Source organism: Flammeovirga yaeyamensis (genome assembly GCF_018736045.1).
GTDB classification, from domain to species: Bacteria; Bacteroidota; Bacteroidia; order Cytophagales; family Flammeovirgaceae; genus Flammeovirga; species Flammeovirga yaeyamensis.
This window is the reverse complement of the sequence record NZ_CP076132.1, coordinates 1554049-1570557: the sequence shown is the minus strand read 5'-3', so window position 1 is coordinate 1570557 and position 16509 is coordinate 1554049. Positions and strand designations below refer to the sequence as shown.

At 33.8% G+C, this 16509-nt stretch carries 14 protein-coding genes; 3 read left to right on the top strand and 11 right to left on the bottom strand.

Annotated features, from left to right (window positions below; all coding sequences use genetic code 11):
• The first annotated feature begins 123 nt into the window (after window positions 1–123).
• Both KMW28_RS06125 and KMW28_RS06120 read left to right on the top strand, forming a co-directional pair.
• Window positions 124–2691: a TonB-dependent receptor gene (locus KMW28_RS06125; protein ID WP_169664157.1), complete on the top strand. Its 2568-nt coding sequence runs from the start codon at window positions 124–126 to the stop codon at window positions 2689–2691.
• Between the two features lie 2 nt (window positions 2692–2693).
• Window positions 2694–3554, top strand: a complete 861-nt coding sequence (locus KMW28_RS06120; protein WP_169664158.1) for a DUF4249 family protein — start codon at window positions 2694–2696, stop codon at window positions 3552–3554.
• On the opposite strand, the gene KMW28_RS06115 is transcribed toward KMW28_RS06120, so the two are convergent.
• From KMW28_RS06115 to KMW28_RS06105, 3 genes are read right to left on the bottom strand one after another with little or no spacing between them, the layout of a single operon-like run.
• Window positions 3541–4095 carry a hypothetical protein gene (locus KMW28_RS06115; protein WP_169664159.1) on the bottom strand — a complete coding sequence of 185 codons (555 nt, stop codon included), beginning with the start codon at window positions 4093–4095 and terminating at the stop codon, window positions 3541–3543. The two genes, KMW28_RS06120 and KMW28_RS06115, sit on opposite strands and share 14 nt — an antisense overlap.
• A 5-nt stretch (window positions 4096–4100) precedes the next feature.
• On the bottom strand, window positions 4101–4952 hold the full coding sequence (locus KMW28_RS06110) for a hypothetical protein (protein ID WP_169664160.1): 852 nt from the start codon (window positions 4950–4952) through the stop codon (window positions 4101–4103).
• 7 nt (window positions 4953–4959) lie between these two features.
• A complete protein-coding gene (locus KMW28_RS06105) occupies window positions 4960–5568 on the bottom strand; it encodes a hypothetical protein (protein WP_066209265.1) in 609 nt (202 codons plus the stop codon).
• Between the two features lie 206 nt (window positions 5569–5774).
• Between KMW28_RS06105 and hpt the strand changes: the two genes are divergently transcribed.
• Window positions 5775–6320, top strand: coding sequence for a hypoxanthine phosphoribosyltransferase (gene hpt / locus KMW28_RS06100; protein ID WP_066209267.1), 546 nt, complete (start codon window positions 5775–5777; stop codon window positions 6318–6320).
• 1094 nt (window positions 6321–7414) lie between these two features.
• On the opposite strand, the gene KMW28_RS06095 is transcribed toward hpt, so the two are convergent.
• The 8 genes from KMW28_RS06095 to KMW28_RS06060 all read right to left on the bottom strand — a co-directional run bounded on the left by KMW28_RS06095 (window position 7415) and on the right by KMW28_RS06060 (window position 16482).
• Complete coding sequence (locus KMW28_RS06095; RefSeq protein WP_169664161.1) at window positions 7415–8524, bottom strand: linear amide C-N hydrolase; 1110 nt, start codon at window positions 8522–8524, stop codon at window positions 7415–7417.
• A 316-nt stretch (window positions 8525–8840) separates the two neighbouring features.
• Window positions 8841–9485, bottom strand: coding sequence for a hypothetical protein (locus tag KMW28_RS06090; protein WP_169664162.1), 645 nt, complete (start codon window positions 9483–9485; stop codon window positions 8841–8843).
• Window positions 9486–9509: 24 nt separating this feature from the next.
• Window positions 9510–10028 carry a hypothetical protein gene (locus KMW28_RS06085; RefSeq protein WP_169664163.1) on the bottom strand — a complete coding sequence of 173 codons (519 nt, stop codon included), beginning with the start codon at window positions 10026–10028 and terminating at the stop codon, window positions 9510–9512.
• A 174-nt stretch (window positions 10029–10202) separates the two neighbouring features.
• Window positions 10203–10613 (bottom strand): immunity 70 family protein, encoded by a 411-nt coding sequence (locus KMW28_RS06080; RefSeq protein WP_169664164.1) that lies wholly within the window; start codon window positions 10611–10613, stop codon window positions 10203–10205.
• 169 nt (window positions 10614–10782) lie between these two features.
• A complete protein-coding gene (locus KMW28_RS06075) occupies window positions 10783–11238 on the bottom strand; it encodes a hypothetical protein (RefSeq protein ID WP_169664165.1) in 456 nt (151 codons plus the stop codon).
• Window positions 11239–11605: 367 nt separating this feature from the next.
• Window positions 11606–12508, bottom strand: coding sequence for a competence protein CoiA (locus KMW28_RS06070; RefSeq protein ID WP_169664166.1), 903 nt, complete (start codon window positions 12506–12508; stop codon window positions 11606–11608).
• Between the two features lie 79 nt (window positions 12509–12587).
• Complete coding sequence (locus KMW28_RS06065) at window positions 12588–14363, bottom strand: UvrD-helicase domain-containing protein (protein WP_169664167.1); 1776 nt, start codon at window positions 14361–14363, stop codon at window positions 12588–12590.
• Entirely contained in the window at window positions 14353–16482 is a 2130-nt protein-coding gene (locus KMW28_RS06060) for an AAA family ATPase (RefSeq protein ID WP_169664168.1), read from the bottom strand. The genes KMW28_RS06065 and KMW28_RS06060 overlap by 11 nt, the downstream gene beginning before the upstream one ends.
• Window positions 16483–16509 lie beyond the last annotated feature (27 nt).

Below are 16509 nucleotides of genomic sequence, written 5' to 3'. Positions count from 1 at the left end.
ATGTTAATAATTTCCTATTACATTTGAAGATTGTTATTGCTCAAAGCCTTCTCTAAATTGATAAGAAACAAATTCATATACCTATTTTTTATCTTTTTATTTCATTTCCTAACATCCAATAATTTGGTTGCTCAGGAGAAGAAATACCCTTTTGCTTTTAGAGAAGCCACCTATCTTGAAGCCATCGACTCTATTACTAAAATGTGTGATGTCAACTTTATCTATAGTGATGATAATATCCCTATGGTAAAGCGTATTAATTTCAATAAAGATGCCTCTTTGGTTGAAATTCTTCATTACATGTTTGATGGTAAATTCCTCGATTTCCGAATTGACGATGATGATGTCATCGTGACCGTTCGAAGAATACCTCTTGATTCTAAAGAAGGCCGACGGATGGCCAAATATACCGTTAGTGGTATTGTTCGAGAGAAATTCACCAACGAAACCATTATCGGTGCTTCCATTTATTTTGACGACCTCGATATCGGTACCGTGACCAACGTCGACGGTTTCTTCTCTATTTCTGTCCCTCTCGGAAAATATAACATTCGCATCAAATCTTTAGGGTTCCAAGGAATTGACACAGTTATTCAAGTCAATAAAGAATACCAACTCAACATGAAGTTGGATGTCCGTGAAACCAAGCTCAAAGAAGTCCTTATTCTTTCCAGTAACTCCGAAATTTATGATGGTGTGCTGGAATTAAGTAATATCACAAAGGTATCTCCTGAAATCACGAAAGAACTCCCTATGATTTTAGGGGAAGGTGATGTGATTAAATCATTACAATTGATGCCGGGCTTTAAAAGTGCCAACGAAGGAAGTAGCGAACTATCGGTAAGAGGAGGTAGAACAGATCAAAATCTATTTCTCATTGATAATGTACCCATATACAATGCAACCCACAGTCTTGGATTCTACTCTATTTTCAATACCAACTCCCTTAAATCAGTCAAAACCTATAAAAGTGGATTACCTGCTCAATACGGAGGTAGAGGATCTTCTGTAATCGATGTGCATTTAAGAGAAGGAAACAGTCAGAATTATAATATTTCTGGGGGGGTAGGAACAATATCTGCGAACTTAACATTGGAAGGCCCGATAAAGAAAGATAAATCGTCTTTTATTATTTCAGGAAGAAGACCCTACACCGATTTATTTCAGATAAGTGGTGAAGGTTTAAACTCCATTCTATTTTATGATTTAAGCACGAAGCTAAAATTCCAATTAGACGAAAAGAATACCATTACTACTTCAGGTTATTTTAGTAGAGACCGATTGGCCTTTGAGGATGTATCAAGTAGTGAGTGGGGAAATAACACCGCAAACGTGACTTGGACTTCCTTACTAACCTCAAAATTATACAGCAATCTAAGTTTATGGTACACCCATTATAATGTCTCAAACATTATCAATTCAGTTCCCGAAACAAGTTATAGAACATCCTATACCATCGACGATCTTGGTTTAAAATACAACCTCGAACATTACCTCACTCCTTTCCTTACCTTAAAAGGTGGAGTGGAAAGTATGTTCCATTTATATAATTCGGGGGATATCACTCCCTACGATCAAGAAAGTATTATTACACCCACAGAAGCACAAGACATTCGGTCTTTAGAAAGTGCTGGGTATTTTGATGTGGAATGGAATATTGCTGATAAAGTGAAATTAGGTATTGGTGGTCGTTATTCTAGGTTTGATAATTTCAAAAACAAAAGAGAATATATCCCTATTGCTACTCCTTTAGGAACAGAAGACACTCCTACGACCACAGCTTTGCAAGATACAATTTACAACGAGGGATTACAGATAAATAACACTCATCACAACTTTGATCCGAGGTTATCGATTAGTGTTGGGCTTACCAAAACACAATCGGTTCGTTTGGCCTACGACCGCATGTCGCAGTATGCCCAAGAGTTAAACCTGTCTACATTACCAAGTAATGCCGGGGTTTGGGTACCTGCAAATGAGGACATTAATCCGCTGATCAATAACCAATTCAGTATTGGATACATCAATAAAATTAAGGACGGTGCTTTTGATATTTCTTTAGATGCCTACTATAAAGATTCTGAAAACATATTGGAATTAAAGCCTAACGGTCAGTTTGTTTCTCCAGACAACTTATTAAATGATGTCTCCACAGGTATTGGTCGAAGCTATGGTTTTGAGACATTATTTAGAAAAAGAAAAGGAACGGTAACTGGGTCCATATCTTATACTTGGAGTTATTCTCAAATACAGGTAGACGGCATTAATAACAACAATTGGTATCCAACCAATCAAGATCAAAGACACGTTTTTAATATCTTGGCTTCCTTTGAAATTACGAAGCAGATTCAGTTTTCGGCGGTATGGAATTATGCTTCAGGTAGACCATTTACATCACCGATAGGAAAACATCATAAAGATGGTTATGTGATCCCAATTTATGGCGACAGAAATGCAGCCCGTTTACCGAGTACGCATCATTTGGACATCTCTCTTACTTTCTATAGAAAAATGCATGAGCAGAAACGAAACGAGAGTAGTTTCAATTTTTCTATTTATAATGTGTATGCTAGAAAAAACACTTATTCGTACATATTTAGAAGTAATAGTGTAAATCCGGAGCAATTAGAAACCGTTAAAGTCTATTTGTTTAGTATATTGCCATCATTCAGTTATAACTTCAAGTTCTAACAATGAGGCTAAGAGACATATTACTATTCTTTTTACTTTTACTTCTTTGGGGTTGCGAAGAACCCATTTTTCTAGATGTTCCTATAGGAGCAACTCGAACGATCATAGATGCAAATGTATCAGAAAGTAGTTCTTTATCTAGGATTGTGCTATCGAGGTCATTGCCTTTTAACGACACCACCTCTTTTCCTCCGATCGAAAACGCATCCGTAGTATTATTCCCAACTAATTTTGGTACGAATACCTTTCCTTTTACCTATGAAGGCACTTTTAGCTTTGGAGCGTTATATGTCCCTCAAAATCAAATTCGATTAATTCCTAAGCAATTCTATACGCTTAACGTCTTCCTTCCTGGTAACGAAGTGGAACAAGATACCCTATTTCAGGCGCAAGTAAAAGTACCTACAGAGGTACCTATTGACCGTATTTCATTTCGAGAAAGTGATCAGAATTATATCGTAAGAATACATTTTACGGATCCCGAAAAGGAACAGAATTACTATAGTTGGAGGGTTTCTCAAAAGATAAACGGACAGTTTGTCTTGCTCACTCCCACCCGAATTCCATTAAGTACCGATCAAGGGATTGATGGAAAAAGTGTGTTTGTGGAATATCCGTTTACTTCCTTTAGTACTTTGGATACTATACAGGTACATCTAAAAAGTATCGATGCTTCCGTCTATAATTATTATGTGGCGGTAAATAACTTAATTGAAGCCTCTGGAACGAACGCTTCGGTAGAGAACCCACCTTCCAATTTTGCATCCACGGAGGCGGGTCAAAGTCCATTAGGTTTTCTTTCTGTAGAATCTGTCTCTGATTCTGAAGTGTTTGCAGTAATTGATTCCGTTACGAATAAATAGCTTTTTCCTTTTTCTTGTTTTCCTTCTTTTTTAGTATCCTCTCCACAAATTTCTTGATGTTGAAGGCGAACCTCAACAATTTAGGGGCGACAACTTTCAATACCTTTTTTCTCACCACACCACTTAAGACAGGCAATAATAACCAATACAAAGTAGTTAAAATGTTCTCGAAATCCATCAATGACAATAGAGCGATGGCATTGCTTCCCCATAAGATGATATCGGAGAGTAAGTACCAAAGTTGTCTACTCGACCCTAGTTTATAAAAGGCAAATTCAACTTCATACCAATGCCTTTTGCTCACATTTTCTAGCTTTCTGCTGTATAGGTTGAAATCGGCATCACTAATATTCGGAAAGTAATTGATCACGTCGGCATCCAACTGAATCAACGTAGAAAAGGCATACGGCTTTCCATTTAAAGTAAAAGGGGTATGAATCGTCACCCCTCCTTCTTCAAAAGAATTCCATATTAACTGTGCCGCCTCTTTGGAGGCTTTTAAGGATTGTAATTTTTCTTCAGCTTGTTGAGAAGTTATCATTTACGCTATTTTTTTCCGAATAAAGAAGAAAATGCTTGTCCTGTTAAATCGGCCAACACCTTAAACAGAGAACTCCAATGTGCTGTCGCTTCATTGGTCGAACTTTGATGGAAATTCATGACCATATTTCTTAATTCAGGGGGAAGGTGTACAAACTTAGGAGTTAGATAAGAAGTAACGTCTCCATCAATCTGTACCACCGTCTGAAGCAAGACTTGTTGGGTGCCTAATTCCCATGCTTTTCTTATGGCGGTAATCTGATCGGTATCTAATTCTAGATTAGGAACGGTATTCATTTCCTGAAGGGTAATGTCGTTGTTCCAAGCATGCGATTTCATTTGTGAAGGAAACGGATTCAATACATCGTTCACTCCTCCTTTATCAAATTCTTCGGCAAAGCCTTCCTTCCTACTTTTTATTTCAGAAGCGTATTTTAGTCTTTGATTCTTAAAAAGACCAATCATTCCAGACGACTGTCTTTCGATACGATAAAGCATTTGAATCCTGTTTTTCAGAAATTCCAATTCTTCATCAGATTGCATTTTACTTTGAAGCTCTTCGTAATAATTTTTTCCTTTGACTGCAGCGTGCTTCACTTCAATAAATGAATATTCCCCTGCCCCTGTGCATTGCAATACCGTTTTCTCAAAGCCATTCTTATCGGTCTGAGGGGAAGTGACAGGAGCCTTCACCGCCACATCGTATTCCAATAATACTTTTCGATAACGCTCTATGATATCTCTTAAAGCCACACGTTTGTTCACAGGCATTTTTGCTCCTGTCGTGTTTTCTTTAAAGATGGTATTTACCTCTAAGGTGAGAAGTTCGCTTGCTAAAGATTTTAAAGAATTCTCCATTGATCAGTTATTGTTTAGGCGTATCGTCGCCTTCATCGGCTATTTGATTAAAATCGTCTGCAGGTGCTTCAAAATCTATGGCTTGATCTGCGGGAACATCTGGAATTTCGGGATGCACTTCTGCTGCAGCCTCGAAGGTTGGTGGTGGAGGTACCGCTTCCACAGGATTAAACGATGCTTCCTGAGCCGTATAAGCTGCTGCCGAATGTTGTGTTAGCTGAGGTTGAGAAGAGTAATTCTCCGGTGCAGAAACAGGCACATTCACCCCTTTCGTTTTTTGATACAATTCAAAAAGACTATAAATCGCTCGGATATTATCGTTAATGATTTGGTGTCCGTGTGCTTCTTTTTGTGCATGAAAATCTCTTACCCAAGCATATTTATCCTGAATCAAGCTTTCACTTACTTTAGAGGTAATGTCCCCTTTCAGTAAATGAATCTCACTACTCATCACTTTAAACTCTGAATTATCCTCTTTAATTACTTCATCCTTTTCCCCTTCCACTTTAAAGTCTCCAACAATGGTTTTCACCTCTAAAGTCACTAGGTTGTTGATGTAGTCCTCTATATTATTGACGAATCTTGAAAAAAATCCTTTTTTATCTTCTGTAGACATATCTAAATTTTCGTAATTATTAGTGGGTTGATGGTCTAATTGTGTTTTTCAACCTAATAAAGTTGATTGAAATTGATGAAAAATCCAAAACCTTGAAATAATCTATTCTTTTAGGATTTACTCACAATTAATATTGCGTTCAACATATTATATTTGTCTCTTTAAAACAATATTGAAAAAATATCAATCATTATAGAATTTCACTCATGGCTGAAATAACAAAAGTTCTTGATAAAGAGTTTGTTCCGTTTATTAGTAGAGAACAAATTGCTGAACGTATCCAAACTTTAGGTGAAGAACTAACTGCGGAATACAAAGAAAAAGAGGTTCTTTTTGTAAGTGTTCTAAACGGTGCTTTTATGTTTACCTCTGATCTAGTAAAAGAAATTAAAACTCCACTTGAAATTTCTTTTGTGAAATATGCTTCTTACGAAGGTACTTCGAGCACAGGTAAAGTGAAACAACTGATTGGTTTTAATGCTGATCAAGTAAAAGGTAAGCATATCGTTATTGTAGAGGATATCGTGGATACAGGACGTACAATGCAAGCGTTAATCCAAGACCTAGAAGGAATGGAACCTGCTTCTGTAAAAGTAGTGGCGTTATTGTTCAAACCTGAAGCATTAAAAATTCCTATTACAGTGAATTATGTAGGTTTTGAAATCGATCCTCGTTTTGTTGTAGGTTACGGTTTAGACTACGATGGTTTCGGTAGAAACATTCCAGAAATCTTAGTACTAAAAGATAAATAAATATTGATTTGAATTTAACCTAATACGTAAATTCACTTATCAATACATAAATAGCAAAGGTGATATTCATTATGAGTATCACCTTTGCTATTTTATACAAAAAAAACACCCTAACATCATAGATATTAGGGTAATCTGAACTTAACTCTCTCTCAATTTTTTTCACTTATCTACTAAGCGTATTCATCTAACTTCTGATTATATATACTGCCTTAGTTGAATTATTGTTTCAATTCAAACAAATAAAAATATAAACATATTTAAATAGTGGTTTTTTGATACGAGATGAGATGGTGCTCCTCGTAGGGACGTTGCAATGCAACGTCCGTACAAGGGGGAAGCAATTTTCACAATCCAAAGAAAATGAATGCCCAAGATTTTAATATAAGATGAGATCGAAGGAAGAAAGTTCTTTTTCCTAAATGAAATATTCTGGATATGAATCAATCCCGTAGGGACGTTGCAATGCAACGTCCGTACAAGGGGGAAGCAATTTTCACAATACAAAAAAAATGAATGCATGAGATTTTTATAAAAGATAAGATGGAATGAAGAAAGTTCTTCTTCCCAAAGAAAATATTCCGATATGAATCGATTCCGTACGGACGTTGCACTGCAACGTCCATACAAGGGCGAAGCATTTATCCCAATCCAAAGAAAATGAATGACCGAGATTTTAATAAAAGATGAGATCGAATCAAGAAAGTTCTTCTTCCCAAATAAAATATTCCGATATGTATCGATCACGTAGGGACGTTGCAATGCAACGTCCGTACAAGGGGGAAGCAATCATCACAATCCAAAAAAATGATTGCTTGAGATTTTAATAAAAGATAAGATGGAATGAAGAAAGTTCTTTTCCTAAATGAAATATTCTGGATATGAATCAATCCCGTAGGGACGTTGCAATGCAACGTCCGTACAAGGGAGAAGTAATTATCCCAATCCAAAGAAAATGAATGACCGAAATTTTAATATAAGATGAGATCGAAGAAAGAAAGTTCTTCTTCCTTAATGAAATATTTCGGGTATAAAATTAGTATCGTAAGGACGTTGCAGTGCAACGTCCGTACAAGGGAAGGGAAGGGAAGAAATCAATTCTTAAATTTATGACTCACATCCTCCACCGTAAATTCCGTCTCCATAGAAATATGACGTACTTTCCCTTTTGCGGCTTTTAAAGCTTCCTCTACATTCACCTGACATACTTTTTGACCTTGATACGTCTTAAAAGAATAGCTCAGGTTTTTCAAATCGACCACAGTAGTCCATGAAGTAATCTCATTAAATACTTTTGTTCCATTTTCTGTTTTAACGACATCTCGAACAGAACCCACAGGGATATCAAAATTATTCATTAGATGAAAAACTTGAGGTACAGCTAATGAGGCGGTTTCTTGATGGATGGCGGTTTGTGAGTAAATTGCTGCACGAACAAAACGTGAAGGAGGTGTTCCATCACCCGGTAAACCTCTTAAACCACTTCCTTCACCCGGTGCTCTTAGTTTTATACCTGCAAAGTCAAAAGGTTCTACGTTTACTACAGAGAGGTTCATGTAATTATTTAGGTTGGTCATGTGCCAATCAAAAGTAGGTGAGTTCGTAAATACTCCCACTGGGTTGTCATAAATGACCAAGGTCTGATTTAATGGTTCTATGACCACACAGGCACCCGACTTATCATGAACAATAAAATGTGCTGGTAAGCTTATATTGCCCAATACTTCTAAGGGGTTTTCCACTAGAAGGACCTTATTAAAGTTGGCTTTCACTTCTTCGACGGATGCAAAATTAGCCAACAACCAAGTGCCATAGTCTTCGGGAGCCATGGATACTTCGTACTTTGAAGAGTTGGGTTCGTTGTAACTCGCATATCCTGGAAAATAGTGTAGTCCGACATATAAGCCTTTTTCGTTGACACCATCCGCGTGAATATCAAATCCAAAACCATTGGCACCGACAATTCCATACTTGGATGAATAGGTTATACCTTTTGATTTATCGGCCAGTGAACTCGTAATTTTTTCTCCTGCAGGAATCACCAAGATGTCAGATTTTGGATCAAGGCCAAACTCTAAAGTTCTTCCCACCACGACCCCACCATCTTTGGCGATTAACCGTAAACCAGTACACGCATTGGAGTTGAATACATACATTGCATTCAGAGCAAGAAACAGAAGTCCTGCTGTAATTTTAGTTCTCATAATTAATTTATTTTAGTCTGAGTAATATTAAAGGGAGTTTATATTCTTTATTCTTTCTTGATGAAAGAAGCATTCGTAGAAAAATAGTAGAGTGTTGTTTTTGGTTTTTAAATTTAATTGGAAAATCTAATTCTGATTAAAGAGAGTGAAGCGGACTTTCCTATGGGTAAATTAATGATTCTGTGATTTTTATCAAAGGGAAGGAAAAGGCTTTTATGTATTTAATATTTACTGGTTTATGATACTCTATAGAAAAAGAACTTCAATCAACAATCCATTAAAATTCAGCTACAATTATTCTTATAATTCCTAATACTTATTTTTTCCATATTTGTTGATAGTCAGCATACTCTCCAAACCTTAAGTAACAATCGTAATATTCGGCAGTATTAGAAGTTATCTTAACGTCTAATGTGTCATTCATGCCTCTGTTCTCTCCTTGATGGATTAATCGATATTCATTATTAGAAATCCATTCAATCTTATATATAGTTGAATCTCCATTATAATCTCTTTCGATTTGCTTTTGTTCATCTCTTATGATCATACCTAATTGGTTTTCGAATAAACCGGCTCTAAGATCATCGGTATTTCCAGCATAACCTTCTATCTCAGAATATTTAGTCAGAGGAAAAGGATCATTACCCTTAACAAATTTTGAAAACATCAAAAGTGTGTTCATTGCTAGTATAACAATTCCAAAAACCAAAAAAGTATTCTGAGTATACCTTAGCCAAACTGATTTGAATGAATGATTTCTTTTCAATAATAGGGCTAATGGGGCAACCAAAAGAGCTATTGGAATGATGATAAGTATAGGAAAACCAAACAGTGAAATAGCATATAAAGACTTCCACATCAAATTCATTCCATAGAAAGCAGGAATGATTGGTTTTATGAGTAGTAGTTCAATGATACTAATGATGGAAATGAGAACGATTATTTTGGTTTTGTTTGTCATTTTAATATTTGTCTTATCCTCTTTTTAGTTGAATACACCTTTTAGCTTATCCCAAAAACTTCTTTTACTAACACCCAAATTTGCTTTTTGCTTTTGATCCACTGATGTTCCAGTATTTTGATTTTCCAATTCATTTAAGAATTGAGGAATGTCTTCTAAAAGCATTTCTCTTGAGTATTTCATTTCATCATCCAAATAATAAATAAATGCTTGTGATTTATCTATGAGGGCAATTGAAATTAGTCCAATACATGCTCCTGCGGCAAAATCCGCTCCCCAGACGAATGATATTGCTAGGTCCTGATTTGTGATATCAGGTTTTATCCAATCATAATCATTGATAATGTCTGTTGTTTTGTCAAAGTAAATTTCAAAAAATGTTTCTTTTCCATTTATTGAGCAAGAAAATTCTTTCAGTTCTGTGATATCTTCTACATCTACCAAAATTTCAAAGTCATAGCCTAATGCATTGATCATTTCTTCAATTTCGGTTTTCGTTGGTAAGTTTGCTTTACTCAAAAAAGCTACTTGAGTCATTGACATTTTAGTCTTGTTTAAATGTTGTTTTAGATATTGAAATAAATATAGATAGAATATGAGAATAATTTTGAATCTATTTCAAGTGTTATACAAAGAAAGAATTAGGCATTACCCCGATCTTTCCTCATAATACTTACACAAATAGTCAAATGAGTGTCAAAAGAATTATTAATTTTTTTATTCAATTGTTATTCCACTCTTTTCAGATTTAGCAGTTTCTATCGCTCGTAAAATCACTTCAAATAAATCTTTTCCTCCAGAGGTCACAAAATAATTCGAAAGGTTAGTGATATCCGGACTAATGTTATTTCCCCAAGGTGGCTTTTTATTTCTATCATATTTGTCCCAAACTACTTTTGAGGGTTTGAGTTTTTTTAGTCGTTTTTGAATATCATTCAGTTCTTTTTTTGCTAAGTCTAAGTTTTCATAATTAAGATTCCCTTGATATAACTCATTCAATATGATAGGATATTTTTTCCCAAAAAGTCCTTTTGTTAGTCTTACTTCAATAGTGTCAAAAAAGGATGTCAAGAATTCGCTTGTTCCTATTTCAAATATATAATGATTTGTTCTTAAATGTAATCCCATTTGTTTTTTCAAATTTCTATACTAGAGCTATTATGAGAGTGCTTCAAAACTTCCTATTTTCACACACCCTTGTTCTTAATAAAGTTACGATTTCCTATTACCACCTGGCTTCCCTAAGCTATTAAACCCCATTCAATCTTAAGTGATGTTGTGTTTCGCTCCTATTATTCTACGGTACATAATTTAGTTCGGCTTCTGAAATTATAGGATTTTGTATCTGTGATTTTATTGTTTTCTTCTTCCAAAAAGGATAAAGCCATTTTATACTTATACCAATGAGTTCATCTTTATTCTTACCATTTAAGTAGTATTCAGTTCTATAATTAAAATCTCCTCTATAATGGAAAATCATATTTAAGGGGTTTGTCAATAGCTGAATAAAGCGTTTTAATCCTTTGATATATTCTCGACCTTCATATTTATCAGAGAAATATTCATAAACAGGACCAACACCTACTCTTATTTCGTCAAACTCATATTGAATCCAAATATAATTCTCGTGACTTTTATTCGATTCAACGTGAAACCAATATTCTGATTCGTTCCAAGTAATTGAATTAGTACTCTTGGATTTAAGAATATGTTCAATCTTTTTAAGTTCTTGGATGTATTGTGATTTGGTCAACTTTATTCTTATTATAGTTCTACCTAACAACTCATGTAAAATATAGCAGGTAGGTTGCGTGGAAAGTGCTTATGGAACATGCTCAGCTTCAATAGCAAAATACTACACAATCTCTTACCTTAATTGATTTTGTAATTAATATCTTACTAAGATGAAAAAAATACAATAGTCGAAAAAGTGAAGTGAGTTGTTCCTTGTTTAAAAATTACTGAAGAATAAGTCACAAAAAAGACCTCCCAAATAAATGAAAAGTCTACACTAAACTCCGTACAGGCTTAAACCTTTAACTAATGCCTTTTCAACTTATGATTAATTTTAGATATATCAAACTTAACTAAGCCCTAATAATTGGTGAGTAAGTTTATTTTTAGAGCATAAATTTCGAGTTAAATAATTGAAGACTGTCATTATATTCTTCAAAATTAAGATTACCATTGATTTTGACTAACTTTTGATCTTTGGCTTTAAAAATTTCATCTTCGTCATCAAAATAGATTTCTAAACATTTAGTTTCATTTCTAAATCTAATATATGTAACAATATATAATTTCTTCTCTTTAAAGCCTTTCACCTTTAATTCATTCACATTTAAAGTAAAAGTTATATTTCGAAATAATTGAAGATGTTTATTAAAATCACCTCCATATTTAACTATGAATTGTTCTTTTATGATGAATTTTCCTTGGCCTTTTTTCTCTCCTATACCTTTTTTCACCCAAAATAAATACCCATCATTAAAATCTATAAAAACATTTCTTTTTGAATCTTTCCAACTAGTTTTTGGGTAAAACCATGTGAAGAATTTTATTCCTTCTTTATTTGAAATTTTATTATTAGGAAGAGCCCACGAATATAAATCAACATCATAATCTGAAATATGAAAATTATCTTTAAATTTCTCTCCATTTATGATCCAAAGCATTCTTTCTCCATAAAATTCCTCTCTTTCTCTAATTATTTCTCTTTGAATTGGTGAATTTTGTAGTTCAATTATAACATTATTAATTGATTTAATATCTGCTATATGCCATTTATCACCTTTTGAAATTTTCACTTCATTAGTCTCTATACCGAATGTTAACTTCCAGTTTTTATGCCACATAGTTTCTGGTTCAGACCATGAATCACAATTACCTTCCTTGGTATGAGCCCAATGCCATACTTTGATTTCACCACATTTGGCAATAACTTCTGAATTACATGAGGGGCAAATTCCTTTACCTTTTGGAAAAGCCTCAACTTTTTTATTATCTACTAAGGCGTAAAACATAAGTAGAAAGATTGATCAAAAATTTGGAATAATTTGACGTTTTAATTCTCTTTGCAAAGTGTTAACAAAAATTTTTAGTTTAAATATCATCATAATCAAATTCCACTTCACCCAAATGTCTGTTAATTCCTAATTCAACACCTCTTCTTGTTTGTCTACCTGTTTCAGCAATTAAATGTAGGTTTCTCTTTGCCCGAGAACAGATAACATAAAGTAGTTTCTTAGAGGCAGAGTCTGGGTTTCCGTTATATATTTCATTCCAATGAGGAACATACCCATAAAGTAAACCATAAGAGATAACGGTTTCGAATTCTTCTCCTTTTACACCAACACATGTATTAATAACTATTCCTGAATTCTCGCGATAAAATTTTTTAAATGATTCAGTATCTGTAGGAACATCATAAGTTTCATCTTGTAGGCGAGTTTCAATAGTTTCAAAATAAATTTCCTTACTACTAACCAAATCAGGAAAGAATGATAAGTCAATATTTAATTCGGAAAGCAATTCATCGAAACATTCAGCTAAATATTCTATTCCTTCAGTTTTATTTGGATTAATTGAATTTATTATTCTAAGTAAAATCTTTTCAGGCTTAGGCGTATCAAGCATATCCCTATTTGTTTGAAGTTTGAATAACTCAATAATTTCTTCTGCCCATTTGTATCTGGCTGAGTACATTTTTGGTAATGGTTCGGTAAGAAAAAGTCTGCCTACTTTATACCAGAAATTTTCTCTTATCTGCGACATTGGTGTAATACCCGAAGCATCAAAATTTACTTCAGGAAGAAGTTGTCTCAACCTTCTGGTTATAGAAGTTATTAACCACCATTGTGGAACCAAAACACATATTTCTGATTCAGGTATACCATTATTAAGGTTAAATTGAATAAGTCTAGCTATTTCGTTTGGAATTTGTTCTTTAGAAATATTCCTATTTAAGGAAATTAAGGTGCTTTCATCAGGAATATTTGCTTCAGATTGGATTTGTAGTTCATTTGATTGAAAGTGTGAATAAAAATCAATTATTCTTTGTGCAGATCTGTAATTACCAGTTAAGGTTTTAGATTCCATATTTGAATCATCAATTTCTACCTTCAATTCTTCAAAATTCATTGCTACACCACCTAATGATGTATAAATAGCTTGATCTATATCACCAACAAAAATCACATTTGAATTATCATCACTATTTTTTATGATATGAGAAATAATAGAATATTGAATATCTTGTGTATCTTGAAATTCGTCAACTAAGATGTATTTGAAAATCTTAGCTAAGGAGTTCGATATTTTTGGATAACGTGCAAGAAGTTTATTCGAATAGTGTAGCAACAACTCAAAATCAATCATTTTGGATTCTTTTAGACCGTTATAGTAATTATCCAAAAATGGAATATAGCTTACATTAGTACAAGAATATTCACCATTTCGTTCAATCTTCATGTTGACATTATCAAAAAAACCAATATTGTGTTCCTCTTTCAGTTCAGTAATTCTGCTAGAGATATACTTTTCATCAACAATAGTAAAGCCGTTCCTTAGTTCATCCAAATAACCTGCATAGGGCTTTATTATCCACTCCATACAAAATGAATGAATTGTACCACTCCAAACCTCAGAAGTGAGCACCCCTAGTCTATTTAATCTTCTTGTAATTTCATCTGAAGCACGATTTGTAAAAGTTAAAGTAAGAATTTTTCTTTTAGATTCAGATTTCATTAAAGATAGTTCATGTGCAATTTTGTTTATGATAACCCTTGTTTTACCACTACCTGGGCAAGCGGTTAGTAGTAGATTTCTATTGCTTTGTACTACTTCTAATTGTTCTGAATTTAGTTCGTCAAGAATCATAGAAATATTTTAGTTTTGTCAAATTATCATTTTGAAATTCTGCAACATAAGAATCTATAAAGTCAGACTTTTCAACTTCTTCTTCCTCTAAGGAAGTGAGTAAATCACTTGCTACTGTTTGTTTAGGACATTCACTATCATTACTCATCATTTTTAGCCTGAAGAGTGCCATGTCCATAATCTCATTAATTCCAATATAAGGTGATGAATGTGCAATGGCTTTTAGAATATAATCTGGAAACACGGTAGTATAATTTAGTTTTTCGGTCAATAACAAAGCAAACCACCCTTTTCCATGCTTATTAGCCAACCGAAGTACACCTTCACCATATGAACTGACATTATCATCGTTCAGTTGAGTTTTAACTTCTGCTCTTTTTCCCGGTTGACTATACACATCGTTGACACACTCTTTAATTTCTTTTAAATTTCCAGCTTCAACAAAAGAAATCTCAAAAGTATGCTGTGAATAAAATACATTTAAAGTATCATTTCCATTGATAAACTCGTCAAGAATAACCTTTCTTTCAGCTCCTTTCTTTTGAGAATCTCGACAATGTTTTTGATAATTAGTGTCATCATCTGGATTTGCGGGTAAATCGACAATAGAAGAATCTAAATCTGTTATAATCGAACATTTTCGGTCTATCCTATCTTGATGAAACAACCTGCCTATATTTTTAAATCCAGTACTTCCAATGTTAACTATGCTTACTCCGATTTCATCAAGACTTAGCCCGAATACCTCTTGAAATAATTTTGGGATTAAAATTTGTTCTGCATCTCCTTCAACTAATATTACTCCTTTTGCAAATAGTAGGTTACTTCTAACCGCATCAAGGTACCTTTCAATCCTTAATATTTCATTCTCTGATAATCCAATAGTTGGATCAAATACAGAAGATTGTTGTTTGTTTCTACTGATAATGTTCACAGAATTTATTTTACTCACAGAAGAAATGTGGGTAGAATGAGTAGATACTATTATTTGAGTTTTGTTCTTGTGTAGATTATCAAAGAGTGTCTTTTGGATATGAGTATGAATATGTGCTTCTGGCTCTTCTATTAATAAAAAATTAGCAGCCTTATCCGTTTTCACTTTTTCATATTCAAGTAATTTTAATGACAAGTATATTAGATTTGCTCCACCCAAACTTAGCTCCCAAAGTCTACCACGATACCCGTCATCGTCTGGGTCTCCAACCCAAAGTTTTAGTGATTGAAATAGTTTGTCAAGTTCATTTGGTAGCTCAGATCGCAATTCAATATTTGGTGCATACGTTGAGCCTACTGCTTCTTTAATACTTTTATCAATACCTTTTTCTAAATCCTTAATTTCATTTAGTTGTCCAATTTTTTCATTTAGATCATCGATGCTTCCTGTAATTTCGGCAGCTTTTTCAATTTCCACTGTTCTCTCTCTACCTCTAAGTAAGGATAACAAAGGACTTGTTTTATATGATTTTAAGTCGTTTTCAACATCCCTTAGTGCCTTAATAAATGTACATGATATTTCATTGTCAATATTAATCTCTCTTGGTAACCATGTTCCTAATACCAATGAATCTTCATTATCAGGGTCAGGAAATTCAATTGTTGTAAAATTTCCCACATGTTGTTCATAAACATTTTCATTACTGAAGTCTCCAGAACCTCTTCCTCTAAAAAAAGATTCGTAATCATCAATAGATATTTCATCCAAAATTTGATTGAGGCCTAATTGTGTTTTTCCATCTTCTCGTGAATAATCATAAAGTCTCTTTCTGAATTCGTACTTAGGCCTGAAATAATAGTAATAGCTACCATTATTATCAGTTTCCACCTGTCCAGTTCCTTGAATTGCTAGAGTTTGAACTTCTTCAGAATTATCAAGATTTGAAAACTTAACTGTAATAATTATCCAGTGACCATTCCATTTATCTAATGTACGATTGAAGTCTCCTGGAAATAAGCGATAATTTCTTGGAAGAGAGTCATCAATTAAAATTCTCAATGCTTGGAACAAGTTTGTTTTTCCAGAACCATTTTCACCAATAACTGTGTTTATTCCATCTTTAAATTTAAATTTTGAAGATTTGAAATTCCTATAGTTCCTTATTGTTAAAGATGATATATACATGTTTTTGTCTAGTTTTTTGTAATACTA

What these genes read in the sequence shown, in the direction of transcription:
- KMW28_RS06120 (WP_169664158.1), top strand. Translation starts at nt 2,694, where the DNA reads ATGAGGCTAAGAGACATATTACTATTCTTTTTACTTTTACTTCTTTGG.
- KMW28_RS06115 (WP_169664159.1), bottom strand. Translation starts at nt 4,095, where the DNA reads ATGATAACTTCTCAACAAGCTGAAGAAAAATTACAATCCTTAAAAGCC.
- KMW28_RS06110 (WP_169664160.1), bottom strand. Translation starts at nt 4,952, where the DNA reads ATGGAGAATTCTTTAAAATCTTTAGCAAGCGAACTTCTCACCTTAGAG.
- KMW28_RS06105 (WP_066209265.1), bottom strand. Translation starts at nt 5,568, where the DNA reads ATGTCTACAGAAGATAAAAAAGGATTTTTTTCAAGATTCGTCAATAAT.
- hpt (WP_066209267.1), top strand. Translation starts at nt 5,775, where the DNA reads ATGGCTGAAATAACAAAAGTTCTTGATAAAGAGTTTGTTCCGTTTATT.
- KMW28_RS06095 (WP_169664161.1), bottom strand. Translation starts at nt 8,524, where the DNA reads ATGAGAACTAAAATTACAGCAGGACTTCTGTTTCTTGCTCTGAATGCA.
- KMW28_RS06090 (WP_169664162.1), bottom strand. Translation starts at nt 9,485, where the DNA reads ATGACAAACAAAACCAAAATAATCGTTCTCATTTCCATCATTAGTATC.
- KMW28_RS06085 (WP_169664163.1), bottom strand. Translation starts at nt 10,028, where the DNA reads ATGTCAATGACTCAAGTAGCTTTTTTGAGTAAAGCAAACTTACCAACG.
- KMW28_RS06080 (WP_169664164.1), bottom strand. Translation starts at nt 10,613, where the DNA reads ATGGGATTACATTTAAGAACAAATCATTATATATTTGAAATAGGAACA.
- KMW28_RS06070 (WP_169664166.1), bottom strand. Translation starts at nt 12,508, where the DNA reads ATGTTTTACGCCTTAGTAGATAATAAAAAAGTTGAGGCTTTTCCAAAA.
- KMW28_RS06065 (WP_169664167.1), bottom strand. Translation starts at nt 14,363, where the DNA reads ATGATTCTTGACGAACTAAATTCAGAACAATTAGAAGTAGTACAAAGC.
- KMW28_RS06060 (WP_169664168.1), bottom strand. Translation starts at nt 16,482, where the DNA reads ATGTATATATCATCTTTAACAATAAGGAACTATAGGAATTTCAAATCT.